The organism is Lentzea sp. NPDC051838 (assembly GCF_040681245.1).
Lineage (GTDB): Bacteria > Actinomycetota > Actinomycetes > Mycobacteriales > Pseudonocardiaceae > Lentzea.
In genome coordinates, this window is record NZ_JBFAYI010000008.1 from 257688 (window position 1) to 282626 (window position 24939).

At 68.6% G+C, this 24939-nt stretch carries 25 protein-coding genes; 17 read left to right on the forward strand and 8 right to left on the reverse strand.

All coding sequences use genetic code 11. The annotated features are described in order from the left end of the window. Positions 1 to 7: 7 nt before the first annotated feature. The 3 genes from AB0M24_RS21055 to AB0M24_RS21065 are packed head-to-tail and all read right to left on the reverse strand — an operon-like array spanning position 8 to position 3020. Positions 8 to 1201, reverse strand: coding sequence for an ABC transporter permease (locus tag AB0M24_RS21055; protein ID WP_363770032.1), 1194 nt, complete (start codon positions 1199 to 1201; stop codon positions 8 to 10). After that, positions 1198 to 1878 (reverse strand): ABC transporter ATP-binding protein, encoded by a 681-nt coding sequence (locus AB0M24_RS21060; protein WP_363770035.1) that lies wholly within the window; start codon positions 1876 to 1878, stop codon positions 1198 to 1200. Before AB0M24_RS21060 ends, AB0M24_RS21055 begins: the two co-directional genes overlap by 4 nt. Continuing rightward, positions 1875 to 3020: an HlyD family efflux transporter periplasmic adaptor subunit gene (locus AB0M24_RS21065; protein WP_363770038.1), complete on the reverse strand. Its 1146-nt coding sequence runs from the start codon at positions 3018 to 3020 to the stop codon at positions 1875 to 1877. Before AB0M24_RS21065 ends, AB0M24_RS21060 begins: the two co-directional genes overlap by 4 nt. Positions 3021 to 3136: 116 nt before the next feature. On the opposite strand from AB0M24_RS21065, the gene AB0M24_RS21070 reads away from it, so the two are divergent. The 4 genes from AB0M24_RS21070 (at position 3137) to AB0M24_RS21085 (ending at position 7727) form a co-directional block, all read left to right on the forward strand. Next, positions 3137 to 3985 carry a helix-turn-helix transcriptional regulator gene (locus AB0M24_RS21070; RefSeq protein ID WP_363770041.1) on the forward strand — a complete coding sequence of 283 codons (849 nt, stop codon included), beginning with the start codon at positions 3137 to 3139 and terminating at the stop codon, positions 3983 to 3985. Then, complete coding sequence (locus AB0M24_RS21075; RefSeq protein WP_363770044.1) at positions 3960 to 4133, forward strand: DUF397 domain-containing protein; 174 nt, start codon at positions 3960 to 3962, stop codon at positions 4131 to 4133. The genes AB0M24_RS21070 and AB0M24_RS21075 overlap by 26 nt, the downstream gene beginning before the upstream one ends. A gap of 61 nt (positions 4134 to 4194) precedes the next feature. After that, positions 4195 to 5769 carry a hypothetical protein gene (locus AB0M24_RS21080; RefSeq protein ID WP_363770047.1) on the forward strand — a complete coding sequence of 525 codons (1575 nt, stop codon included), beginning with the start codon at positions 4195 to 4197 and terminating at the stop codon, positions 5767 to 5769. Between the two features lie 74 nt (positions 5770 to 5843). After that, on the forward strand, positions 5844 to 7727 hold the full coding sequence (locus AB0M24_RS21085) for a hypothetical protein (RefSeq protein ID WP_363770050.1): 1884 nt from the start codon (positions 5844 to 5846) through the stop codon (positions 7725 to 7727). On the opposite strand, the gene AB0M24_RS21090 is transcribed toward AB0M24_RS21085, so the two are convergent. Next, on the reverse strand, positions 7718 to 8722 hold the full coding sequence (locus AB0M24_RS21090) for a gamma-glutamylcyclotransferase (protein WP_363770053.1): 1005 nt from the start codon (positions 8720 to 8722) through the stop codon (positions 7718 to 7720). The genes AB0M24_RS21085 and AB0M24_RS21090 overlap by 10 nt on opposite strands. 109 nt (positions 8723 to 8831) lie before the next feature. On the opposite strand from AB0M24_RS21090, the gene AB0M24_RS21095 reads away from it, so the two are divergent. The 3 genes from AB0M24_RS21095 to AB0M24_RS21105 all read left to right on the forward strand — a co-directional run bounded on the left by AB0M24_RS21095 (position 8832) and on the right by AB0M24_RS21105 (position 10652). Continuing rightward, positions 8832 to 9098 (forward strand): hypothetical protein, encoded by a 267-nt coding sequence (locus tag AB0M24_RS21095; protein ID WP_363770056.1) that lies wholly within the window; start codon positions 8832 to 8834, stop codon positions 9096 to 9098. Positions 9099 to 9411: 313 nt separating this feature from the next. Further along, entirely contained in the window at positions 9412 to 9678 is a 267-nt protein-coding gene (locus AB0M24_RS21100) for a sigma factor-like helix-turn-helix DNA-binding protein (protein ID WP_363770059.1), read from the forward strand. Then, complete coding sequence (locus AB0M24_RS21105) at positions 9675 to 10652, forward strand: FliA/WhiG family RNA polymerase sigma factor (protein WP_363770062.1); 978 nt, start codon at positions 9675 to 9677, stop codon at positions 10650 to 10652. Before AB0M24_RS21100 ends, AB0M24_RS21105 begins: the two co-directional genes overlap by 4 nt. A gap of 13 nt (positions 10653 to 10665) precedes the next feature. Here AB0M24_RS21105 and AB0M24_RS21110 read toward each other — a convergent pair whose 3' ends face one another. From AB0M24_RS21110 to AB0M24_RS21120, 3 genes are read right to left on the reverse strand one after another with little or no spacing between them, the layout of a single operon-like run. After that, positions 10666 to 12249 (reverse strand): Na+/H+ antiporter, encoded by a 1584-nt coding sequence (locus AB0M24_RS21110; RefSeq protein ID WP_363770065.1) that lies wholly within the window; start codon positions 12247 to 12249, stop codon positions 10666 to 10668. An 18-nt stretch (positions 12250 to 12267) separates the two neighbouring features. Beyond that, positions 12268 to 12576 carry a thioredoxin gene (trxA, locus tag AB0M24_RS21115; protein ID WP_363770068.1) on the reverse strand — a complete coding sequence of 103 codons (309 nt, stop codon included), beginning with the start codon at positions 12574 to 12576 and terminating at the stop codon, positions 12268 to 12270. Next, the gene (locus AB0M24_RS21120) at positions 12567 to 12953 is read right to left on the reverse strand and encodes a MerR family transcriptional regulator (RefSeq protein ID WP_363770071.1); all 387 of its coding nucleotides are present in this window, start codon (positions 12951 to 12953) and stop codon (positions 12567 to 12569) included. Before AB0M24_RS21120 ends, trxA begins: the two co-directional genes overlap by 10 nt. Positions 12954 to 13098: 145 nt before the next feature. Here AB0M24_RS21120 and AB0M24_RS21125 point away from each other — a divergent pair, with 145 nt between their 5' ends. The 7 genes from AB0M24_RS21125 (at position 13099) to AB0M24_RS21155 (ending at position 21506) form a co-directional block, all read left to right on the forward strand. After that, on the forward strand, positions 13099 to 13941 hold the full coding sequence (locus tag AB0M24_RS21125; RefSeq protein WP_363770074.1) for an LLM class flavin-dependent oxidoreductase: 843 nt from the start codon (positions 13099 to 13101) through the stop codon (positions 13939 to 13941). Positions 13942 to 13952: 11 nt separating this feature from the next. Continuing rightward, positions 13953 to 15224 carry an LLM class flavin-dependent oxidoreductase gene (locus AB0M24_RS21130; RefSeq protein ID WP_363770077.1) on the forward strand — a complete coding sequence of 424 codons (1272 nt, stop codon included), beginning with the start codon at positions 13953 to 13955 and terminating at the stop codon, positions 15222 to 15224. Positions 15225 to 15469: 245 nt separating this feature from the next. Then, positions 15470 to 16348: an amino acid ABC transporter permease gene (locus tag AB0M24_RS21135; RefSeq protein WP_363770079.1), complete on the forward strand. Its 879-nt coding sequence runs from the start codon at positions 15470 to 15472 to the stop codon at positions 16346 to 16348. Then, entirely contained in the window at positions 16345 to 17067 is a 723-nt protein-coding gene (locus AB0M24_RS21140; RefSeq protein WP_363770082.1) for an amino acid ABC transporter ATP-binding protein, read from the forward strand. The genes AB0M24_RS21135 and AB0M24_RS21140 overlap by 4 nt, the downstream gene beginning before the upstream one ends. Before the next feature lie 12 nt (positions 17068 to 17079). Beyond that, on the forward strand, positions 17080 to 18003 hold the full coding sequence (locus AB0M24_RS21145) for an ABC transporter substrate-binding protein (RefSeq protein WP_363770085.1): 924 nt from the start codon (positions 17080 to 17082) through the stop codon (positions 18001 to 18003). Between the two features lie 14 nt (positions 18004 to 18017). Then, entirely contained in the window at positions 18018 to 18470 is a 453-nt protein-coding gene (locus AB0M24_RS21150) for a winged helix-turn-helix domain-containing protein (protein ID WP_363770088.1), read from the forward strand. Positions 18471 to 18542: 72 nt separating this feature from the next. Further along, complete coding sequence (locus AB0M24_RS21155; protein ID WP_363770260.1) at positions 18543 to 21506, forward strand: BTAD domain-containing putative transcriptional regulator; 2964 nt, start codon at positions 18543 to 18545, stop codon at positions 21504 to 21506. Here AB0M24_RS21155 and AB0M24_RS21160 read toward each other — a convergent pair. After that, a complete protein-coding gene (locus AB0M24_RS21160) occupies positions 21493 to 21930 on the reverse strand; it encodes a hypothetical protein (protein WP_363770091.1) in 438 nt (145 codons plus the stop codon). The genes AB0M24_RS21155 and AB0M24_RS21160 overlap by 14 nt on opposite strands. 153 nt (positions 21931 to 22083) lie before the next feature. Between AB0M24_RS21160 and AB0M24_RS21165 the strand changes: the two genes are divergently transcribed. The 3 genes from AB0M24_RS21165 (at position 22084) to AB0M24_RS21175 (ending at position 24911) form a co-directional block, all read left to right on the forward strand. Further along, positions 22084 to 22947, forward strand: a complete 864-nt coding sequence (locus AB0M24_RS21165; RefSeq protein WP_363770094.1) for a DUF4394 domain-containing protein — start codon at positions 22084 to 22086, stop codon at positions 22945 to 22947. Positions 22948 to 23047: 100 nt separating this feature from the next. Beyond that, entirely contained in the window at positions 23048 to 23908 is an 861-nt protein-coding gene (locus tag AB0M24_RS21170) for a DUF4394 domain-containing protein (RefSeq protein WP_363770096.1), read from the forward strand. A gap of 1 nt (position 23909) precedes the next feature. Continuing rightward, positions 23910 to 24911, forward strand: a complete 1002-nt coding sequence (locus AB0M24_RS21175; protein ID WP_363770099.1) for a methyltransferase — start codon at positions 23910 to 23912, stop codon at positions 24909 to 24911. Positions 24912 to 24939: the final 28 nt, after the last annotated feature.

Here is a 24939-nt window from a genome sequence, read left to right on the forward strand (position 1 = left end):
AATCTCCTTATTCGTGCCGGAGGGCTTCGATGGGGCGGAGCTTCGCCGCACGCGAAGCCGGGTAGCTGCCGAAGAACAGGCCGATCAACGCCGACACGGCGAACGCCAGCAGCACGGACGACGGCACGAGCACGGGTTTGATGCCCGCGATGGTGAACTGGCTGCCGATCATGCCCGCGGCGACGCCCAGGAACCCGCCGAACAGGCTCAGCAGCGTCGCCTCGATCAGGAACTGCCCGAGGATCGACGACCGGGGCGCGCCGACGGCCTTGCGGATACCGATCTCCCGGATCCGCTCGGTGACGGTCACCAGCATGATGTTCGTGATGCCGATTCCGCCGACCAGCAACGAGATCGCGGCCACCGACGCCAGCAGCACGGTGAACGTCTCCGTCGTCGCGGTGCGCGCGGTCAGCAGCTGGTCCTGCGACAGGATCCGGTAGTCGGCGGTCGTCCCGGTGATCTTGTGCCGGCCGTTGAGGATCGTGGTCACCTGAGCCTGCGCGTTCGGCAACGCGTCGGCGGACTGAGCCTGCACCACGATCTGGGTGAGGCTGCCGTAGCCGGTCAACGCGTTCTGCGTGGTCGTCAGGGGAGCGACGGCCATGTCGTCGGCGTCCTGCAACCCGCTGGAACCCTTGGCGGCCAGCACTCCCACGACGGTGAACGGGATGTTGTTGACCAGCATGGACTTCCCGACCGGATCGGTGCCCGGGAACAGCTGCGTCGCCACGGTCGCACCGATCACCACGACCTTGCGCGCCTGCTGAACGTCGTTGTCGGAGAACAGGTTCCCCTGCGCCACCGCACTGTTCGTGGTGTCGAAGTAGCGCGGGTCCGAGCCGATGAACTGCCCGATGTCGTGCGTCGTGTCGCCATAGCCCGCGGTCGCTTGGGCCGAGACCACCGGCGACGCGTACTTGACGTCGGGGGAGTCCGAACCCACCAACGCCGCCGCGTCGGCCGTGGTCAGCGGCTTGGCGGTACTGCCGGGCTGGGCGCGCTGCGGGCTGATCGTCAAAATGTTCGTGCCGAGCCCCGCGATGCTCTGCTCCACCGCGCTCGACGCGCCGTTGCCGACCGCGATCAGCAGGATCACCGACGCGACACCGATCAGGATGCCCAACGTCGTGAGCCCCGACCGCATCTTGTTCGCGTTCAGGCCGCGCACGGCGAACGCGGCGATTTCGAAGACTCTCACACCAGCACCCCCGCGACCTTGCCGTCCACCACGCGAACCGTGCGCATGGCGTGGGCCGCGACGTCGTCCTCGTGCGTGATCAACACGACCGTGCGCCCGCTCGCGTGGAGCCGGTCCAAGATTCCCAGGACCTCGCGGCTGGAGTCGGTGTCGAGGTTTCCGGTCGGTTCGTCGGCGAGCACGATCGCGGGCGACGTCACCAAAGCTCTCGCGATCGCGACGCGTTGTTGTTGCCCGCCGGACAGTTCGTTGGGCCGGTGGTGCGTTCGGTCTTTGAGACCAACGAGATCGAGCGCGGCCAGCGCCCGTTCCCGGCGTTGGGCACGCCGAACTCCCGCGTACACCAGCGGGAGCTCGACGTTGGCGAGTGCCGTGGTGCGCGGCACCAAGTTGAAGGACTGGAAGACGAAACCGATCTTCCTGTTGCGCAGCAACGAAAGCTGCTCCTCGTCGAAGTCACCCGTGTCGATGCCGTCGAGCAGGTACTTGCCGGACGTCGGCACGTCGAGACACCCGAGGATGTTGAGCAGCGTCGACTTGCCGGAGCCCGACGCGCCCATGATCGCGATGTACTCGCCCTTCTGGACCGTGAGATCGAGGCCCCGCAACGCGTGCACGGCCGTGTCACCCGCGCCGTACGTCTTGCGGAGGTCTCTGACCTCGATCACGGGGCTCATCGACCGGTCCCGGTGAAGCCCGTGCCGTTGCGGTTGCCCGTGCCGCCGGTGCCGGGGAACTGGCCGGTGCCGGGCTGCTGGCGGTTCGTGTTGTTGTTCGCCGTGGACACCTGCGGCAGCACGACTTCCTCGCCCGCGGTCAACCCGGACTTGATCTCCACGTACTGATCACCGCGCACGCCGATCTCGACGGTCTTGCGGGTCTCGGCACCGTTCTCCATGACCGCGACCGAGCTGGCGCCGTTGACCGTCTGCACAGCTGCCGCGGGCACGGCGAGGACGTTGGTGGCTCCCGCGACGGTGATCTCCACGCTGGCCGACTGGCCCGGCTTGAGCCCGTCCGGCGGCTGCGTCAACGAGAGGCTCACGCCGTACTGCACGACGTTGTTGGACGTCGTTGGAGTGAGATCAACTGTGGCCACCTTGGCCTGGATCGGCGTGCCGGACATGGCGTTCACCGTGACGGTCGCCGTCTGGTCGGCCTTCAGCTTGCTGATGTCGGACTCCGACACGTTCGCCTTCACCACGAGGTTCTTCAGGTCCGTGACGACCACGAACCCGGAGCTCGTCGTGCTGGTGGTGGAGCTGGACGTGCTGGAGCTGCTGCCCGTGTTGCCGGTCGACGTGCTGCCGCTGCCGACCTTCTGCCCGATGGAGCCCGTGACCGACGTGATCGTGCCGTCGCCGGGCGCGGTCAGCACCGTCGCGGCGAGGTTGTCCTTGGCCTGCTGCAACGCGACCTGCGTCTGCCGGTACGCGGTGAGCAGCGCGTTCGTGCCGGTGCCCTTCTCCAGGGCGGCGTTCAGGTTGCCCTGCGCGATGTCGACCTGCCACTGCGCCTGCGTGGGGTCGAGCCGGGCGAGCTGCTGGCCCTTGGTGACCACGTCGCCGACCTTGACGTTGATCTCGGTGACCGTGCCTGAAGCGCCGAACGACGCGGCGGCGCTGAACGAGCTCTGCACCGTCCCCGACGCCGTGACCACCTCGCTGACGTCGCGGTTCGCGGCGGCGGCCGTGCGGGTCGTGGTGGTTTGCGCGTTGCCGGAGGAACCGAAGAACACCAGGTAGCCGGCCACACCGGCACCGAGGAGCACCACCACCAGCAGTCCGTTGATCAACAAGGATCTGCGACGTCGAGTCATGGGCCGGAATGGTCGTCCGCCAAGCTGTAGGCGGGCTGCGAGCTTCCTGGCAGTCTGCTGAAGATCACCCCAACGTGCGTCTTGTTGCTTTTGGAGCAAGCCCTAGCGTCGATGGCATGGCCACGACTACTCCGTCTACTGCTTACAGCAGGGATCTGGGCGACGAACTCCGCCATCTGCGTGAGACCTGCACGGGCTTGAACGGCGCCGCGCTCGCCCTCCGCCTCGGGTGGGATCCGAGCAAGCTGTCGACGATCGAGACCGGCAAGTACCGCGCCACCGAGATCGACCTCGTCCAGTACTTGTCCATGTGCGGCAAGGACATCCACTTCCTCGAGGACTTCAAGCGCAAGTGGCGCCACGCTTTCGACGAGTACATCGTTCAGGTGTCCGGCAACCTGCGCACACTCGCCATGGCGGAGTCCACCGCGAAGACGATCACGCGATACGACACCCAGTCGGTGACAGGCCTTCTGCAGACACCGGAGTACGCGGATGCGCTCTACCGGATGGGCGGGTTCGTGGCCGAGGACCGAATCCCGGACCTCGTGCAGTTCCGGACCGACCGCCAGTCGATCCTCCGTCGACACAGTCGGCCGACATGCTTGTTCTACATCCATGAGCACGCGTTGCAGACGCAGGTCGGAAGCGACGAGATCATGGATGACCAGTACGCACGGTTGCTGTTCAGCGCCCAGTTCGTCCGGATCATTCCCGCCGATGCGCCTGTGGTCGCGACGAGTTGCACGCTGTGGGAGTACGACAAGCTGATGCCGGTGGCGTTCATCGAGGGCGATCTGGTGAACGTGTTCGTCCAGGACCCCGGCGCGATTGTGCGTGCTCGACTGCTCTTCGGCCGTTTGGCTGAGGTCGCATTGGATGAGGAACAATCGCGGAGCAAGCTGGCGGAGTACGTCGGCCGACCGCGAGAGGGATTCGATGACGCAGGAACGCGCATGGCGTAAAAGCAGCTATAGCGGCGCGACGGAGGACGGGGACTGCGTCGAGGTGTCGCTGTCCTCCGACGCGCTGGTTCGTGACTCGAAGAACCCGTCCGGCGGCGTCCTGACCTTCGGCTTCAGCGCGTGGAAAAAGTTCCTGGAACTTAGTTGAACCGTCTCCCGTCTCACGACGTGTTCCCGCCGACGAACGGGATCATGAGGGGGACGGGGTCATGGCTGACGAGAAGACGGTGTTGATCGGCCGGTGCGGTCCGACCGTGCTGCTGCCCAAGCAGGGCGCGTCGATCACGCAGCTGCGTCGGACCAAGCCTCTGCGCGTGGACGTGGCGGGCGGCGGCCCGGTCGGTCTCGCCTTCGCCTGCACGCTGAAGTCGTTGCTGGGCGACCAGGTCAGCCTCCGCGTGTACGACCGCCGCTGGATGCGCCAGGGCAACCGCGTCGTGTGGCGCGGCGCCGCCGAGGGCAACAACCGTCGCGAGCAGGTCGTGACCCTCCAGAGCAACGTCTGGGCCGCCCTGCCTTCCGCTGTCCAGCAACAGCTCTTCGGCGCGGGCAAGTTCTCCGAGATGTGGCCGCTCGGCCCGGACTCGCCGGAGTCCAAGGGCCGTCCGCGCAACATCAAGATCCGCTGGATCGAGGACGCCCTCCTGGACATGGCCCAGGACACCGCCGGCATCGAGCTGATCCCGGACGCCTACGTGCGTCCGGACAGCTGGGACGGCCTGCACGTCCTGGCCATCGCCGACGGCGCCCGGTCCGCCACCCGCGACTCGTTGAAGGACTTCTTCGGCACCCCGAGCCGTGAACTGTTCTCCGTGGACGGTTCGCCGCTCGACGAGCGCGTCCTCGGCATCCGCGTCACCGCAAAGGTTCCGGACGAGCACACCGTTCCTCTCACCGTCGGCCAGAACCGCTTCCTCTTCAACTCGCTCGGCGGCGGCTTCATCAACATGCGCCTGACCGCCGAGGAAGCCTCCGAGATCGTCGCCCTGGGCGCGTCCGGCCCGGTCGCGTGCATCGGCAAGTTCGGCTGCACCATGCGTCCTGACGGCGGCCGCTTCGTCTGCGACCGCCACCGCGCGGTCTTCAAGCCCTCGGTGGACAAGCTTTCCTATCTGTGGCCCCGAATCCTAGACGGCCTGCGCTTCTTCGGCGTGGGCGCGGCGGACGTCGTCGGCATCAACTCGTTCACGCTCGGCATGCAGCAGATGTCGAAGTTCACCGCGCAGCTGGCCCCGTCGACGTTCGGGTTCCTGCTCGGTGACGCCGCCAACTCGCTGCACTTCTGGCCCGGCCGCGGCCTGAACACGGGCCTCAAGAGCGCGCTGTCGCTGGCCGTGAACCTGCAGAAGCGTTGGCGCGGCTCAGCTTTCCGCGCCGCCGACTTCGCTGCGCACGAAGGGATCATGCAGCAGCTCCAGTACCGCGAGAAGTCGCGTGCCTGGACCACGATGCTCATGCCCGACTCCGAAGGCATCCCGCGCGGCATCGAAGACCGCATCCGCGAGGGACTCCAGGGCCCCTACGACCGCGCCGCCCTGGTCCAGACGTTGTTCGAGCGCGTGATCGAGATCAAGAAGCGCCTGTCCGACCGCATGGGCTCGCTGGCCACCGACGAGTGGTACTACGGCCGCATCAACGCTCTCGACACCCGCACGTTGAAGGTCATGGTCGAGTCCGGCGCCTGGATCACCCGTGAGATCGGCGGCGAGGAAGTCGTCATCCCCTCGGCCGAGCCCGCTCCCGTCGCCGAACCGGTGCGCCGAGGACTTTCCCTCGTCTCGTAGGGCAGACAGCGGTGCCCCTGCGGCCGCCCTCGGGGACGTGAAGCCGGCGGAGGCGGCCCGCCAGACTGAGCCGGATGAGGGCACAAGCACCACGCACCCCGGAGACTGTCGCTGCGCCGCACCGACGGCCTGCTGCCGGCGTGCCGGGGTTGCTGGGTCTGCAGCGGCGCGCGGGCAACGCGGCCGTGACCGCGTTGGTGCGCGCCGAAACCAGGCCTGCCGCAGTGCAGCGGTGCGGCGCGATGAGCGGTCCGGACTGCCCGTGCCACGACGAGGAGACGCCGGTTCAGCGCACCGGCGAGACTGCGGCTCCGGTGGTGCAGCGGGTCGACGTCACGCTGACCGGCATCACCCCTGACGTCGCCCGGCGGATGCCCGACGAGGAGCTCACCGCCCAGCTCGATCGCGGAAACCGGCACCTGCCGACGGTGAGGGACGAGGCGGAGCGCACCGCACTGCGCGCCAACCTGCGCATCCTCACCGAGGAGCAGACCCGCCGACGTGGCGGGGGAGCCGGCGTGCCACGGCCACCGGGGCTGCCGCTGGACGGTTCCTACTCGCTGTCGGCGTTGCCCGCGGTTCCCGCCGAAGTCGCCGACCTCGTGCCTGAGGGACGGCTCGTGACGATCACGCCCGAGATGCTCGCCCCCGCTCTCGGGCCGCAATCGGCACCGCCCGCCGCACCGGTGGCGTCCAGCCCCGCGTCGACGGTCAGCCGTGCGAGCACCGTTGCCGCGACGCCGTACATCGGCCTGGAGGCCAACAACCTGATGTACGGCCTCGCTCCGGCCGGTGAGCACTCGATCGGCGTGGTGTCGTTCCCGCGCTGGACGCCGAGCCGCATCCCGTCCGGACTCTCGGGGCCGATTCCGGAGCACCCGGTCATGTGGGGGCACACCGCCGAGATCGTGCGCGTCAACGGGCGGATCGTGGCAGTCCGCAGCTACGCGCCCGCAAGCCTGCTCAACGCGGGTCTGGACATCGGCACCGCACCCGCCCCGAACCTGCCGGCCGGTGTGCGACCGTCGGTGCGCGCGGGCACGGGATCGACCCCGGCCGCGATCTACAACGACCGGCTGATCCTGCTCAACACCAAGCTGCGCAGCGTCGAGGTCGCCGTGACCCGTGAGATGGCCGAGGCGGCGGCCGCCGGGCTGCCGCCGGGAGAGATGTACGGCTTGGCCCGCGGCGGTGCCGGCCAGTACACGGCGCAGCCGTCGGTGTTCTACGGCCAAGGCGGCGCTCCCGGCTCGTGCCCGAACTGCGTCGACTGGGCCGTTCCCAACGTGGAGGGGCAGGTCGGAGGTCGCGTCGCCACCGGGGGAGGCGTCCCGATCACCGACATCCCACCGCGGGCGGGCGGCGCGCCCGTGCCGCACGCCGCGAACCAGGGCCGGGTGCACGGAGCCCTGGGCGGTGAGCTCCAGGTCGTCGACGCGCAGGGACGCCCGATGAACGTCCGCGTCGCCACCGGAGGCCTGTCACCGGGGATGCAGGTGCTCAAGTGGGGCGGCCGGATCATGCTCGTGGTCGGCGTGGTGTCGACCGGCGTCGAGATCTACACCGCCCCGCCGGGAGAACAGGGCCGCACCGCCGCCGGAGCGCTGTCGGGCTTCGCCGGCGGCTTCGCGGCCGGCGCGGCGGCCGGGCTGATCTGCGGTCCAGGCGCGCTGGTCTGCTCGGTGGTGGCCGGCGGAGTGCTGGGCACCCTCGGCTACCTCGCCGCCCGCCACGCCGCCGAGTACGCCTACGACACCGCGACCGGCAGACCACGGCCACCCGGCGCACTGGACCAGCCGGCGCCCCAGACCACCTGCCCCGGCGTGGCCAACTGCCACCTGCCCAACGACGCACGACGGGGATCCGGGATGCCCACCATCGGACTACCGGCCGACCGCGAACTGTCCGAGGCGGACCGCCGTCGCCTGCTGGAGTACCTCCGCTCGGTTCAGCGTTGAGCGAGGTACACCCAGGCCTCCACCCCGGAACCGAGCCGGACCAGCGCACGCCGGTAGTCGTCGACCTCGTAGATGTCGGCCGCGGCCAGTTCGACGGTCGTCACCTCGAGAACCGTGCCTTCCGTGGTGTCGGCGGGGTCGCAGGTGTGCCGGACGATCGGGTGCCGGTCCGTTCCGCTGACCTCGATCACGGCCGGATCGGTGATCGTCACCCAGTCCTGCCGGTAGCCGGGCAGCAGATCTTTCGTTCCTTGGAGTTCTCGCCCGAAGTGCTCGACCTGCACCGACGGCGTCTGCAACGTCCCGTAGGAGAAGAGGTTCACGACCGCGTCGGCCGGCCCGCCGATCCTGTGCAGCACCGGGTTCGCGACGTCCTCGTTTCCCACCACGACAGAAGCCCTGGCAGCCGGCCCGACCTCGTCCAGGTACCGTCGGCTCGCGGCGTGATAGCGCTGGTCGAACGCTCGCTCGGCTCGGTCGAGCCCACCCAGGAGAGCGGTATCCCGGCGCGTGCCGCGGTTCCGCGCCACCTCGAACGGCGTGTCGACGAAGACCACCTCGTCCCACTCCAGGTCGCGCTGCAGGAAGCTGCCGTCGACCACGAGGATCAGATCGTCGGGGGCGACGACCGGCGGCTCGTCGACCGGGGTGTCCGAGCGCAGGTCGATGATCCGTTCCCGGTATTTCCGATCCCCACCAGGCCCGAGCGGCTCCAGCACCAGCCGCTGGAACGCCGCGAAGTCATAGGCGTCGGTGTAGTACCCGTCCGCCGAGTCCCGCCCCTGCCGATGCCTGACAGCGCGCGGGTTGTGGAACCCGTCCATCGACAGGTGCATCGCAGCGCGACCACGGGAAACCAGGACCGCCGTCAGCTCACGGGCCAGCGTCGTCTTGCCCGACGCCGTGATCCCGTCCACCGCCACGCGCAACGGCCGGCCCCGAGCGACGAGGTGGTCGGCGATCCTGCCCAGCACGCGGTCCCGTGGAGTGATCATGAGACCAAGCCTAGTTCCGCAGGTTGGCGGAGTGCGGATGCGCGCGTGTGTGACAAAGCTGTCGTCCGCGGCCATGGGAGGGAAAGAACCTCGAGCAGAAGGACGACCAATGACACATGTCGTGGGCGCCGCGGGTCCTGACTGGCAGGTGTGGCTTGGTCTCGCCGCACTGATGGCGCTTTCGGGCGGCCTGGCGGTGTGGTTCGAGTACGCGCGCAGGAAGACCTATTCGGTGGTGCTGGACGCAGCGCGCGACGGCACCCTGTTGCTCGACGTGCGTCCCAACGGTCGGCTGCTGCTGGTGGTTCGTCCCCTCGGCGCAGCATCGCCCGCGGTCGGCGAGTTGCCCCTCGGGGGCGTGCGTGAGCGCCGATGACCGTGGAGCGCTCGAAGCCTCGTTCGAACTGTTCGTCCAGAAGCACGCTGACGCGCAGTTGCGGTCTGCTGCGCGACGGTATGCCGTCTACCGAGGTTTGTCGGGTCCGTGTGTCGAGGAGATCGTCTTTGAGGCGCTCTCACGGGTCTGGAAGAAGTGCTGGCGGGAGTTGCATTCCGCGACTGATGATGACCGTCTGCGCCGCGTCAACGTCTACATGTTGCGTGTTGCGCAGGAGAAAGCCCGAGCACAGTCACGTTGGCCGGTACCTGTGTGTTCGGACAGGATTCCCGACCTGATCGCGGAGAATCGCATGGACGAGCGACTTCTGGCGCAGACCGCGCTGGCCAAGATCGGCGAGGCGTTGGCGGAGCTCTCACCGCTCGATCAAGCGATCGTCGAACTGACGGTGGTGGCCGGGATGTCGGGCAGCATGATCGGCACCGACCTGGGGTTGACCCGGACGGCGGTCACCACGCGGTTGTCGCGGGCGAGAGCTCGGCTGAAGGACGTGCTCGGGCCAGAGTTGCTGGCAGAACTGGGAATCGTGGGACGACGTGGTCCGGGAGGTGGACGATGAACTTGACCAACCGCAGGGACGTTGCCGCTGACGCGGAAACCGATCCGACGACTGCCGACGACCACGCGCTCGACATGGCTTTCGAACTCGCTGGACGCGAGGCCGACCGCATGTTCCGGTCGTCGCCGACCACGGATGCGGCGTTCCTCGTCAACAAGATCCTCGGGCCTGGTCGGGTTCGCCGGGCCGCTGTCCGCTCCGGTGACGACGTCGAGGCCGGCATCGTCGCGTTGTGGCGCAGCTACGGCGAGGCCCGCCATCAGAGCGAGCGCGATCGCCTGGTGCTGCACTACGCGCCGCTGGTCAAGTACGTCGCGGGCCGCGTCGGCACCGGCCTGCCCGCCCACGTGGACGTGGCCGACCTGATCCAGTCCGGCATCTTCGGCCTGGTCGACGCGATCGAGAAGTTCGAGCCGGAACGCGGCCTCAAGTTCGAGACCTACGCCATGCAGCGCATCCGCGGCGCGATCCTCGACGACCTCCGCTCCCAGGACTGGGTGCCGCGCTCGGTCCGCAGCCGCGCCCGCGACGTCGAACGAGCCCTGGAACGCCTCGGCGCCAAGCTGCAGCGCACGCCCACCGACCGCGAGCTCGCCGCAGAGCTCAAGATCGGCCTGGCGGAGCTCCGTGAGCTGTACGCGGAACTCCAGCTCACCAGCGCTGTCGCTCTGGACGAGGTGATCGCCCCGAACAAGGGCGGCTCCTCCCTGGCCGAGTCGCTGCCCGACGACGCCGCCGAAGACCCGGTGGCGAGCCTCGTCGACCAGGACAGCCGCCGTCAGCTGGCGGACGCGATCGCCCAGCTGGCAGAACGCGACCGCGTGGTCGTGACCCTGTACTACTTCGAGAACCTGACGCTCGCCGAGATCGGCAAGGTCCTCGGCGTGACCGAGTCCAGGGTCTGCCAGCTGCACACCCGCGCCGTCCTTCGCCTGCGCACCAAACTCAACGAGCCCGGAGAGGGTGAGGGATGAGACCGACCCTATGTCAGTCCTCCTCGATCTCCCGCCGCGACAGCCGAACCTCCTCGATGTCGAGCTTCCGCTGCACCGCCCGCAGCACGGTGTCGTCGATCGCGGCCTCGTCCCGCAACCGCACCACCGTGGCCCGCTTGTGTGCGATCAGCTGCAACCGCAGCGCCGTGTACTCGACCTCGGACTGCGCCACCTCCTCGTCGCCGGCTTCCTTGGCGCGCGTGACTTCGAGGTGGTGTTCGTACTCGGCGAGCACCCGCTTGTACACGACGTCGCTGACGCCCACCCTGTCCGCGAGCGAGGGGAGTGCTTCGTAGGCCTCCTCGGACGCGGTCGACTGGGCGAGCTGCAGTTCCTGCTCCAAAGCCGTGTCCTCGGGCAGCTGCGAGAAGCGGATGATCGACGGCAGCATCAGCGACTGCACGACCAGCGTCAGCACCACGACGCCGGACGTGATGAGGATGATCTCCTCGCGGAACGGGAAAGGCGCGTCGCCCTGCACCGTCTCGGGCACGGCCAGAGCGGCCGCCAACGACACGGCGCCGCGGAACCCGGCCGCCGACGACACCAGCCGTTGCCGCGCACCCACGCGACGAAGCCGTTGCTGCGGACGACGGTCGATAGCCCGAATCACATAGGGAGTCGTGTAACCCCACAACAGACGCGTTCCGGCCACGGTCAACGCCACGAGTCCGATCGCGCCGAACGACTTCCAGATCTGCGAACCGTCCAACGAACGCACCGCGGCATGGGCCTGGAGTCCGATCAGGACGAACAGCGCACCGTTGAGCAGGAACGTCGCAATGCCCCAGAACGCATAGCTGACCTGCCGAGTGTCAGCGGGCACGATGCGAGGCCCAACGCGCGCCAACGTGAGCCCGCACGTCACGACAGCGATCACGCCGGACCCGTGCGCCACCTCGGCCAGCAAGAACGCGGAGAACGGCGTCAGGATGCTGACGACGGTCTCGTGAATCGGGTTGTCGAGCCGCTTGCGCACCTGCACCGCGAGCCACGCGATCGCCAGCCCGGCCACCGCGCCACCCGCGTACGAGAGCAGCAGCCGCAGTCCGACCAGTCCGGTGCTGAACTCCTGCTCGCCGATGGTGATCGACACGGCGATCGCGTAGATCACGAGAGCCGTGCCGTCGTTGATCAACGACTCCGCGCGCAGGATCGTCGTCGTGCGGCGCGGCATGCCGCGGGCGATGGCCGAGACCGCGGTGGCGTCGGTGGGGGCGAGAGCGGCGCCGAGCACCCACGCCGGGCCCCAGTCGAGGCCCAGCGCGTGGGCGACCGCCGCGACCGCACCCGCCGTCGCCACCACGAGCACGGTGCTGAGCAGCACGATCGGGCGGAGGTTGCTGCGAATCTCCCGCAGCGAGGTGTTGAGGCTCTCCCAGTACAGCAGCGCCGGGAGGAAGATCAGCAGCATCGCCTCCGGCGGGAGACTGACCGACTCCAGGGCCGGCACGAAGCCGAGCAGAGCGCCGCACACCACGAGCAACACCGGGGCCGCGAGGCGCAACCGTCCTGACGCGACGCTGCTCGCCAGGATGCACACGCCCAGCACGACCACGAGTTCAAGACCGAGCATGCGGTAAAGATAGGCCGCTCAGGCGCTCAACGCGTCATCCAGTTCGGCCAGCAGACGCGACTTGGGGCGCGCTCCCACGATCTGCCGGATCGGCACGCCGTCGCGGAACAGCAACATCGTCGGCAACGACATCACCTGGTAGTCCCGGGCGGTGGCGGTGTTCTCGTCCGCGTTGATCTTCAGTACCGTGAGGTCGGAACGCTCGCGGTCGATCTCGTCGAGCACGGGCGAGAGCATGTGGCACGGCCCGCACCACTGCGCCCAGAACTCGACGAGCACGGTGCCGGTCCGCGTCTGGTCCGCGAACGTGGCGTCGGTCAGCTGCACAGGAACTCCTTGGGTTCGGGCACGAGGCACGGATCTTGGAAGGCGAGTCTGGCCACCAGGAACTCCCGGACTGCTTGGAGCCGCTCCAAGCACGCGTCCACCTCGGCGAGCTTGCGCCGGTAGACCTCCCGCGAGTCCGGGCACGAGTCGCCGGACTCGTGGCCCGCGCGCAGGCACGCCACGAACGGCCGCGCGTCCTCCAGCGACAGCCCGACCGCTTGCAACGACTGGATCTCGCGCACCAGCCGCAGGTCGTGCTCGGAGTACTCGCGGTAGCCGTTGGACATGCGCTGTGCCTCCAGCAGCCCCTGCGACTCGTAGAAGCGCAACGCACGCGTGGTGGTCCCGGCGCGCTTGGCCAGTTCGCCGATCCTCATGCCACGAACGCTAAACCTTGACGTGCGCGTCAAGGCAACAACCGCGAAATATTCCCGGATCGGCGAGGTTTCCCACCCTGTGACCGCCCCAGCAGCGGACCCCGTCGCGCGCACAGAATGCGAAGACCCGACGAGAGGGGGACCGGTGGGGTCACCACTGCACCTAGCCGTCGCGCTCACCGCGACCGGCGACGAGGCGTTCACCGCGAAGCACTGGGTGGAGCTCACGAGAGAGGCAGAGGCGGCGACGCTCGACTTCGTCACGTTCGACGACTCGCTGTGCGGCGATCCCGGCCTCGACGCGGTGCTCACCGCCGCGCGCGTCGCGCCGCTCACCAGGCACATCGGGCTCATTCCGACGGCCGTTGTCACGCACACCGAGCCGTTCCACCTGTCGAAGGCGATCGCGACACTCGACTTCGTGAGCGGGGGGCGAGCGGGCGTGCAGCTCACGACAGACCCGTTTCCGTTGCACGCCAGGCACTTCGGCCGTCGGGAGGTGCTCGACGACCTGTGGGAGGAGGCCGCCGACTACGCCGAGGTGCTGCGCCGGTTGTGGGACAGCTGGGAGGACGACGCCGAGATCCGCGACGTCGCCACCGGGCGGTTCATCGACCGCGAGAAGCTGCACTACATCGACTTCGAGGGCCGGTGGTTCAAGGTGCGAGGGCCGTCGATCACGCCACGGCCGCCGCAGGGGCATCCGCTGATCGCCGCCACCGAAGGACGTTTCGCGGACATCGTGTTCGGAGACGATCCGTCCGCGGGCCGAGTGTTCCGCGACGTCAACGGGATCCCGGACCCGGACCAGCTGCTGGCCTGGCAGGAACAGGGATTCGCCGGTTTCCGGATCCACGCGGACCTGCACGAGGTGACCCGCGGGCTCGTCCCGGAGCTGCGCCGACGTGGTCTGTTCCGCACGGAGTACGAGCACTCGACGCTGCGAGGCCACCTCGGTCTCCCGAAGCCCGCGAACCAGTACGCCTAGGAGACGGCGAGATGACCAAGCAGATCCACCTCGCCGCGCACTTCCCCGGCGTGAACAACACCACGGTGTGGAGCGATCCCCAGGCGGGCAGCCACATCGAGTTCGACTCGTTCGTCCACTTGGCACAGACGGCCGAACGGGCGAAGTTCGACTTCTTCTTCCTCGCCGAAGGTCTGCGGCTGCGCGAACAGGGCGGCCAGATCTACGACCTCGACGTCGTCGGCCGACCGGACACGTTCACGGTGCTCGCCGCGCTGGCCGCCGTGACCTCGAAACTGGGTCTGGCCGGCACGATCAACTCCACCTTCAACGAACCGTACGAGGTCGCCAGGCAGTTCGCCTCGCTCGACCACCTCTCCGAAGGCCGCGCGGCCTGGAACGTCGTCACCTCGTGGGACGCGTTCACCGGCGAGAATTTCCGGCGCGGCGGCTTCCTCAAGCAGGAGGACCGCTACAGCCGCGCGGAGTCGTTCCTGCGCACGGCGTGGAAGCTCTTCGACACCGGCGTGGGGGAGTTCCGGCACCAGGACGACCACTTCGACATCAGCGGCACGTTCGGCGTCCCGCGCTCGCCGCAGGGGCGCCCGGTGATCCTGCAGGCCGGCGACTCCGACGAGGGCAGGGAGTTCGCCGCCGCCACCGCCGACGCGATCTTCTCGCGGCACAGCACACGCGAAGCGGGTCAGCAGTTCTACCGCGATGTGAAGGGCCGCCTGGCTCGTTACGGGCGCACCGCCGACCAGCTCAAGGTTCTGCCCGCCGCCACGTTCATCCTGGGCGACACCGATGCGGACGCCCAGGAGAAGGCGGCTGTGGTGCGCAGGCAGCAGGTGAGCGGCGCGACCGCGATCAAGTTCCTGGAACAGGTGTGGAACCGCGATCTCAGCGCCTACGACCCGGACGGACCGCTGCCATCCGAGGATCCTCTGATCGGCGAGAACACCATCGCCAAGGGCCGCGCGAGCGTGCGGATGTTCAAGGATCCCGCAGCCACCGTCCGGGAGTGGCGGGAGAGGGCCGCGGCCAAGAACCTGTCCATCCGAGATCTGGTGATCGACGTGAGCGCGCGGCAGTCGTTCATCGGCAGCGCGGACAGCGTCGCCACGCAGATCAACGAACTGGTGCAGCAGGACGCGGCGGACGGGTTCATCCTCGTGCCGCACGTGACGCCGGGTGGGCTGGACGAGTTCGCGGACACCGTGGTGCCGCTGTTGCAGGAACGCGGCGTGTTCCGCGAGGACTACACCGGTCCAACCCTGCGGGATCACCTCGGTATCCGATAGTTGTTCAGCACGTGGACGTCCTTGCTCGGGTGGCAGAACGCTCCTTAACGTGAGCCGTGTTCTGCAAGTGCTCTCATCGGAGCGCAGGGAAGGGAGGGCAGGAATGGCCTACTTCGCTCTGTTCCTGTCCTCCCGCAGGCACATCGACCACGGGCGCGTGTCGAGCACGGGCTGTACGGGCTGAGTCCTCGGCCTGACTCTCCCGCCTGACTTCCTCTGCCCGCCTGGCCCGACAAGGACCCGCGATGTCTTCTGGAACCCTCAGCCCTCCCTCCACAAAGGACAGATCCGGCGACCTGGCCGCGTTGCCCGTCGTCGCCGCCCGCCACCCGTGGCGCTGGGTCGGCGTCGTCGCCGGGCTGGTGCTCGTGGCCCAGTTCGTCCACGGCCTGGTCACGAACCCCGCGTGGGACTGGCCGACGTTCGCCCGCTACTTCACCGCGCAGTCGATCCTGACCGCGGTCGGCACCACGATCGTGCTGACCGTCGCGGGAACGGTTCTCGGATTCGCGCTGGGGATCGTCGTGGCCGCTCTCAGGCTGTCGAAAAGCCCGTTCCTGCAGGCAGTCGGCTGGACCTACGTCTGGGCGTTCCGGTCGATCCCGCTGATCGTGCAGCTGCTGTTCTGGTTCAACATCTCCTACCTCTACCAGCGGCTGAGCCTCGGCATCCCGTTCGGGCCGGAGTTCGTCAGCTTCGAGACGGTCGAGCTGATCAGCCCGATGGGTGCCGCGATCCTCGGTCTCGCGCTGCACCAGGCCGCCTACGCCGCCGAGATCGTCCGTTCCGGCGTGATCTCCGTCGACCGCGGCCAGCTGGAAGCCGCCGCCGCGCTGGGTATCCCGAGGTTCCGCCAGTTCTCGAGAATCGTGCTGCCCCAGGCGATGCGCGCCATCCTGCCGAACGCCGCGAACGAGGTGATCAGCCTCTTCAAGGGCACGTCGGTGGTGTCGGTGATGGCGATCGGCGAGCTGTTCTACCAGGTCCAGGTGATCTACGGCCGCAACGCGCGGGTCGTCGCGCTGCTGATGGTCGCCACCGTCTGGTACATCGTCCTGACCACGCTGCTCTCGATCGGCCAGCACTACGTCGAGCGCTACTTCGCCCGAGGAGACCGGCGATGATCGAGGTTCTGGGCGTGCACAAGAGCTTCGGCTCCAACGAGGTGCTGCGTGGCGTGTCGCTCGACGTGGCGGCCGGCGAGGTCGTCGTGGTGCTCGGCCCGTCCGGCTCGGGCAAGTCGACGTTGCTGCGGACCATCAACCACCTGGAGAAGCTCGACCGCGGGTTCATCACGATCGACGGTGACCTGATCGGGTACCGCCGCCGTGGCGGCAAGCTGCACGAGCTGAAGGAACGCGAGATCCTCAAGCAGCGCAGGCACATCGGGTTCGTGTTCCAGAACTTCAACCTGTTCCCGCACCTCACCGCGCTGCAGAACATCGCTGAGGTCGCGCCGATCGCCGACGCCCGGCGGTTCCTCGCGCGAGTCGGCCTGGCGGACAAGGAAGACGCCTACCCGCGTCAGCTCTCCGGCGGTCAGCAGCAACGCGTCGCGATCGCGCGAGCTCTTGCCACGCAACCGAAAGTGGTGTTGTTCGACGAGCCGACCTCCGCGCTCGACCCGGAGCTGGTGGGGGAGGTGCTGGACGTGCTGCGCGACCTGGCCCGCTCCGGCACCACGATGATCGTGGTCACGCACGAGATCGGCTTCGCCCGCGAGGTGGCCGACCGGATCGTGTTCATCGACCAGGGCGTGATCGTGGAGCAGGGCACTCCGTCCGAGGTGCTCGACAACCCGGTCCACGACCGCACCAGAGCGTTCCTGTCCAAGGTTCTTTAGAAGGAGTTCGTTGTGCGCAAGCCACTTCTCGCTGTCCTCGCGCTGCTTCTCTCCGCCTGTGCGGCGACCGCGGAGAGCGAGCCCAGCAACCTCAACGTGAACCTGGGCCCCGACCAGAACCGCGTGACGGCTCAGAAGGACGACAAGATCGCGTCCAAGGTGCCGGAGAAGTTCCGAACAAAGGGCGAGCTCGTGATCGGAGGATCCGCGGGCACAGCGCCACCGCTGCGCTTCTACGCCACCGACGACAAGACGGTGATCGGCGTGGAGACCGACATCGCCTCGCTGGTCGCGGACACGCTCGGTCTCAAGCCGCGACTGGAAGTCTCGTCGTGGGAGAACCTGTTCGTGGGCCTCGACAGCGGCAGCTTCGACGTCGGCCTCTCGAACATCACGGTCACCGAGGCGCGCAAGGAGAAGTACGACTTCGCCACGTACCGGCTGGACACGCTGGCGTTCGAGGCGAAGAAGGGCGGCACCTGGAAGGTGAACGAGCCGAAGGACGTGGCGGGCAAGGTCATCGCGGTGGGCTCCGGCACCAACCAGGAGAAGATCCTCGTCGACTGGAGCGCGAAGAACGTCGCGGCGGGCCTGAAAGCCACCGACATCAAGTACTTCCAGAACTCGTCGGACTACTACCTGGCCCTGCAGTCCGGCCGCATCGACGCCTACCTCGGACCGAACCCGACGTCGGCCTACCACGCGGCGACCTCCGGGCAGACCGAGGTGATCGGAAACTTCTCCGGCGGCGCGTCCGTCCAGGGCAAGATCGCCGTGACCACCAAGAAGGACAACGGTCTCATCACCCCGGTCCAGGAAGCGTTGAACCAGCTGATCGCCAACGGCAAGTACGCCGAGGTGCTCAAGCGCTGGGGCCTGTCCGACGAGGCCGTGCCCACCTCCGAGATCAACCCCGTCGGCCTGCCGAAGACGTGAGGGACGAACCAGTCATGCGACTCAGCATCACCATCGACACCTCCGACGAGGAAACCGCTCTCCGCCTGCTCACCGCCCTGAAGTCCGCCGGTCTGGTGCAGGCCGCCGAGACCGTGGTCGACGACGCCGAGGTCAGGATCCTGCCCGACACCCGGCAGGTCCTGCTCCACGACGAGCCCGTCGAGCTCACCAGGCTGGAGTTCGAGCTGCTGCTGCACCTGTGCGAGCACCCGGATCGCGTGCACCGACGCCGTGACCTGCTTTCCGCGGTGTGGGGCGTCAACGACAACTACAGCGGCGCCCGAACGGTCGACGTGCACGTGCGGAGGGTTCGCCAGAAGCTCGGCGACGTGGCCGACGTGATCCAGACCGTGCGCGGCGTCGGTTACCTGGTCGCGTCGAGCGGACGGGTGCGGGTGGAGCGCTCTCCGAACGTCGTGCGGCTGGCGGATCGCCGGGCTGGATGATCACCGCCGGGTTGGGCGGAACAGTCCTTGTGGGGCTTTTGCCGGTTGGTTAGGTTCCAACCAGTGGCAACGATGTCTGTGCGGATCCAGGTGCTGGGTTCGACGCGGGCCTGGCACGGCGGGGTGGAGCTCGAGCTCGGCCCACCGGGTCGGCGGGCCGTGCTGGGGTTGCTGGTGCTCGCGGAAGGCGAGTCGGTGTCCACCCCCGACCTGATGGACGCGCTGTGGGGCGACAGACCACCGCGCAGCGCGGCGAACGTCCTGCAGACACACGTGAAGCACCTGCGCCGACTGCTGGAACCCGGCCGCACGTCGCGTTCCAGCAGCGAGGTCCTGCCCTACGCGAACAGCGGCTACGCGCTGAACCTGAACGCGGTGGACATCGACCTGATGGCGTTCCACCGCCTCGTTTCCCAGGTGACCGACGACCTCGGCGACGTCGCGAAGACGCTCGGTGAGGCGCTGGGGTTGTGGCACGGCAGACCGCTCGCCGACCTGCCGGCCCTCGCCACGCACCCGAAGGTCGTGGCGCTCGTCGCGAAACATCGGGAGGTGCTCGCTCGGCACGCGGACGCGATGATCACGATCGGTGCTGCGGCGGAGGTGCTTCCCGTGATCGCTGAGGTTGCCGCGGACCAGCCGCTGGACGAGGCCTCTCAGGCCCGGCTGATCCGCGCCTACCACGCCGTCGGACGCCGGTCGATGGCGTTCCAGACCTACCACGAGGTGCGCGACCGGCTCGTGGAGGAGCTCGGCATCGACCCCGGTCCCGAGCTCCGGGCGGCGCACACGGCACTGCTCCACGACGACGATTCCGCTGCGACCACGCGGTCCAAGCCGGCCCTGCGGGTGCCGAGGCAGCTGCCGCCGAAGCCTCCCGGCTTCACCGGCCGCGCCGCCACCCTGTCCACATTGGACGGATTGGTGCCGTCCGGTGTGGATGGTGTGACGATCATCGCCGTCTCCGGAACGGCAGGGGTCGGCAAGACCGCGCTGGCCGTGCACTGGGCGCACCGGGTCCGGGACGCGTTTCCCGACGGACAGCTCTACGTGAACCTTCGCGGCCACTCGAAGGGCGGGGCGATGCCGCCGATCGAGGTGCTGGCCCAGTTCCTGACCGCGTTGGAGGTGCCGGCGGAACGCGTTCCCGTCGATCTGGAAACGGCGGCGGCGATGTACCGGACGTTGACGACCGACCGCAGGGTGCTGGTGCTGCTGGACAACGCGGCCGGTCCGGACCAGGTGCGGCCGTTGCTGCCCGCCGGTCCTGCGTGCGTGGTCGTGACCGGCCGGGATCGGATGACCGGCCTGGTCGCCCTGCACGGCGCGCGTCAGGTCACGCTCGACGTGCTCAGCCCCGAGGACTCGCTGGAGTTGCTGGCGCACGTGCTCGGACCGGAACGGATCCGCGCCGAGCCGGTGGCGGCCGCGGAGCTCGCGAAGCTGTGCGCCCATCTGCCGCTCGCGCTGCGGATCGCAGCCGCGAACCTCGCCGACCACCCGGTTCGCGGGATCTCCGACCATGTCGCGGACCTGAGGGACAGCAACGTGTTGTCGGCCCTCGCGGTGCAGGGCGACGAGCAGACCGCGGTCAGCACCGCTTTCGACCTCTCGTACGCCGCGCTTCCCGCCGCGGCACGGCGGTTGTTCCGGCTGCTGAGCCTCGCACCGGGACCCGACGTGCGGACCGAGGCGGTCGCGGCACTCGCAGGAACGGATCTCGAGACGGCCGCGCGGCTGCTGGACCGGCTCGCCGCGGCCCACCTCGTCGAGCCGCACCCGCCAGGCCGGTACGGGTTTCACGACCTCCTGCGCCGCTACGCCGCGGAACGGGCCCAGGTCGAGGAGAACGACCTGGACGCGGCCCGGCGCCGGTTGTACGACTGGTACCTGGGCGGTGTGGACGGCGCCGCCCGGCTGCTCTACCCGCACATGCTGCGACTGTCCGTTCCGGAGAGCGTTTCCCGGCTGCCTCCGGGCGTGACGGAGGCATCGGCGTGGCTGGACGCCGAGCTCGGCAACCTGGTCGCGGCGGTCAGGGACGGCCCGCGGCCCGCGGTCTGGCTGCTCGCCGACAGCCTGCGCGGCTACTTCTGGATGTGCACGCGCCAGGTGGAGTGGCTGGCTGTTGCGGTAGCCGCGCTGGTCGCGGCCGAGCAGGAGGGCGGGCCGCGGGAACGGGCCGCCGCCCGGCTGAGCCTCGCCGACCTCTACTTCCGCCAGGGCCGGTACGGCGACGCCGTCCACCACTACACGCACGCGCAACTGCAGGCGCGGCAGGCCGGCTGGGTCGAGGCGCAGGCGGCGGTGCTCGGCAACCTCGGCCTCGTCTACTGGCAGTCCGGCCGTCTTGACGCCGCCGCGGTCCGGTTCCGCCGCTGCCTCGCGCTGAGCCGCGCGGTCGGGCAACCCGCGGGAGAGGCCGTCGCGCTCGCGAACCTCGGCCTCGTGCACTGGGAGATGGGCCTGCTCGCGGAGGCCGCGGAGCACTACACGCTGGCGTTGCGGCGATATCGGCAGATCGGGTCCCACTACGGCGAAGCGCTCAACCTCGGCAACCTCGGTCAGACGCAACGCGCCCGCGGACTGCACACCGAAGCGGTCGACCTGCTCACCCGCGCGATCGCGCTGCACCACGAGACCGGCAACCGCAGCGGCGAGGCCCTGGCCCACAGCTGGCTGGCCGCGACGTTGCTCGACCTCGACCGCAGTGGTGAAGCGCTCTCCCACGCGCGCACCGGCCTGTCGCTGGCGCAGGAGACCGGGGATCCGCGCCCGGAGGTGGAGGCACTCGCCGCGCTGGCCGCCGTCGACGTCCGGCTCGGGCACCGGGCGGACGCGGTGCGCCGGTACCGCCAGGCGCTCGGCCTGGTCCGCAGCACCGGAGACCGGTATCCGGAGATCGACATCCTGCTTGGCCTGGCGACGGTCACCGCGGACGAGAGCCTGGCGAGGCAGGCGCTGACCCTCGCCGAACGAGCGGGGTTCCGCGCGCTGCGGGACCAGGCGTCGGCTCTGCTCGCTACTCCACGATGACATCACCGATGCCCTTGCGCAGGACGCTGCTGGCGCCGTCCGGCCAGACGGTGATGTAGGCCCACGGATTCGCGATCCCGTCGGTGCACGAGAACTCGCCCATGTTGAACGCGCGCCAGGCACCGCTGCCGTCCTGCACCGGGATGTGCGCTTCCTCCGCGCTGGTCACCCAGGTGCAGGGGTCGCCGTCCGCCTCGTGCGTGACGTGGGGCGTGATCGTGGTGATCTGGCCGTCCTGGACGCACCACGAAACCTTGTAGGTGTAAGCCCATCGACCGGGCTCCGCGAGCTGCACCGACGTGGACGTGTACATCGGCGTCGCGCACTTGGTCTCTTCCACGGCGCTCGCGGGCCCGATGGCGAACCAGCTCGCGAGCAGTGCCGAACATCCCACGGCTGCCGCCATCTTGTGGATGAACCTCATCGTTTCCCCCTCGAACTTCCCTGCCTCCAATGGGATACCCGTTCCCGGCTCTCGCGCAAGGTGCGTGCGCAGCAAGTTCATTCGACGTCCATTCGACATCCAGTCGGGCTGAATAGCTTGTGCCGCAACGTTTCCTACAGGGGAGTGGGACAGATGAAAGCGCAGCTGAAGAGGGTTGTGGCCGCCGCGGCCGTGGGGGTGTCGGTGCTGGCCGCCGTGGTCGGTGGCGGTGGGAGCAGCGCCGCCCAGCCGACGGGTTTGCGGGCGTTCGGCATTTCGGCGGACGGCACGTTGATGGCGACGTTCACGACCGATCGGCCGCAGGTGCTGGACTGGGTGCGGACGATCCAGGGTTTCTCCGGTGACACGGCGGCGATCGGATTGGACTTCCGGGTCCAGGACGGCCTGATGTACCTGGTGGGCAACAAGGGCGGCATCTACACCGTGAAGCTCCCGACGCCACCCGCCGTCGACCCGGTCGTCACCAAGGTCTCGCAGCTGACCATCGCGTTGTACGGGAACAACTTCGGCGTGGACTTCAACCCGGCTGCCGACCGTCTCCGCGTGATCAGCGACAACGGCCAGAACCTCCGCCACGACCTCAACGCCCACACCACCGTCGCGGACACGACGTTGTCCACTCCGCCGACGCCCGGCGCGACCAAGGGCGTCACCGCGGCCGCGTACACGAACAACGACCTCGATCCGACCACCGCGACCACGTTGTTCGACATCGGGACGATGAGTGACCAGGTGCTGATCCAGTCGCCGGCGAACAACGGAACCCTGGCGCCGACAGGCAGCCTCACCGTGGACGCCGCGCCCAACGCCGGGTTCGACATCTTCAGCTCGCTGAGCAACGGCAAGGCGGTCTCCGTCGCGGGCTTCGCGACGCTGGTCGGGCCGGACGGCTCCGCTTCGCTCTACAGCGTGAACCTGTTGAACGGCACCGCCACGAGCGTCGGCAGGTTCCCGCTGCCGATCACCGACCTCGCCATCTCGCTCAGCGGCTACTGAACCGGTCGCTGAAGCGCTCCCACCACGGCCGTCCAGTCGACGTCCAGTCAGGCCCAATAGCTTGTGCCGCAACGTGTTTCCTTACAGGGGAGTGGGGCGCATGAAGGCACGGGCCAAAAGGGGTGTCGCCGCGGCGGCCGTGGTGGTTTCGGTGCTGGCCGCCGTGGCCAGTGGTGGTGGGAGCAGTGCCGCTCAGCCGGCGGGGTTACGCGCGTACGGCATTTCGGCGGACGGCACGTTGATGGCGACGTTCACGACCGATCGGCCGCAGGTGCTGGACTGGGTGCGGGCGATCCAGGGTTTCTCCGGTGACACGTTCGCGCTCGGCCTGGACTACCGGGTCCAGGACGGCCTGATGTACCTGGTGGGGGACAAGGGCGGCGTCTACACGGTCAAGCTTCCGCCGACGCCCAGCCAGGACCCGGTGATCACCAAGGTCTCGCAGCTGACCGTTCCGTTGTACGGCACGAAGTTCGGCGTCGACTTCAACCCGGCGGTCGACCGCCTCCGGGTCGTCAGCGACACCGGCCAGAACCTGCGGCACAACCTCGGGGACAACACGACGACCGAGGACGCCGTCCTGTCCACCCCACCCGCGCTGGGCCCGACCAGGGGCGTCACCGCGGCCGCGTACACGAACAACGACCTGAACCCGGACACCGCGACCACGCTGTTCGACATCGGCACGGGAACGGACGAGGTGCTGATCCAGTCGCCGGCGAACAACGGCCTGCTGACCGCCACCGGCAAACTGGGCGTGGACGCCGCCGACGCCGGGTTCGACATCTTCAGCACGCTCAGCAACGGGAAAGCGGTCTCCTCGTCGGGCTTCGCCACGCTCGTCGCGTCGAACGGCAGCGCCTCGCTCTACAGCGTGAACCTGCTGGGCGGCTCGGCGACCCTCGTCGGCAAGTTCCCGCTGCCGATCGCGGACCTGACGATCTCGCTGTCGGGCAGCTGACGTGACGGACCGCCCGACCATCGTGTTCGAGACGATGGATCCCCTGTTCAGGCACGCGCTCTCCGGTTACCTGCTTCGCACCGCACTGGTGCTCGGGCTGCCCGACCTGATGGGATCGGAACCCGTGGCGGTCGCGGAGCTCGCGCGCACAGCCGGTGCGGACCCCGATCTCACCGCCCGGCTGCTGCGTGCCCTGCACGGGCTCGGCTACTTCCACCGGATCGGCCCGGACACCTACACGCACAACCACCTCTCCTTGTTGTTGCGGACTAGGAGCGGAGACGCGTCCGCGGAGGTCGTCAGCGGGTTCCTGAAGCCGGAGTGGATGTGGCCGTTGTGGGAGAGGTTCACGGACGCGGTGCGCACGGGCGCCAGTCCGTTTTCGTCGGTGCACGGCAAGGATTTCTACAGTTTCCTCGGTGATCACCCTCAGGTGGCGGAGAACTTCAACCGTGCGATGACGTTGTCGTTGGGACCCACCAACGCGACAGTGGCCGACGCACTCGAGGTCAGCGGCCACCTGGTAGACGTCGGCGGTGGTCAGGGAGCCCTGCTGCGCGCAGTGTTGGAGCGCTCTCCCACCGTGCGCGGGACGCTCTTCGACATCGAGGTGGCGCTCGGCAACGTGGATCCAGAACTGCTCACCGGTGCGTTGGCTGGCCGGTGCGCGGTCGTCGCCGGGGACGCGCGGGAGTCGGTTCCCGCCGCGGACGCCTACGTGATGCGGCTGGTCATGCACAACTGGGACGACGACACGTGCGTGCGGATCCTGTCGCGCTGTGCTGAAGCCGGGAACGCCGGCGCCAGGGTGTTCGTGGTGGAGGCGTTGCGGTCCGGCGGACTCTCGTTCGTGCCGCTCATGGACCTGCAGATGTTCATGCTGGTCGGAGGCAAGGAACGCGACGAGGACGAGTTCGCCGCGCTGTTCTCCCGAGCGGGTCTGGACTACGTCGGCGCCCGTCCGACGGCCAGCGTCTTCCACGTGATCGAGGCCAGGAAATAAAGCGGTTGCCGCGTCCGGAGGCTCGGTG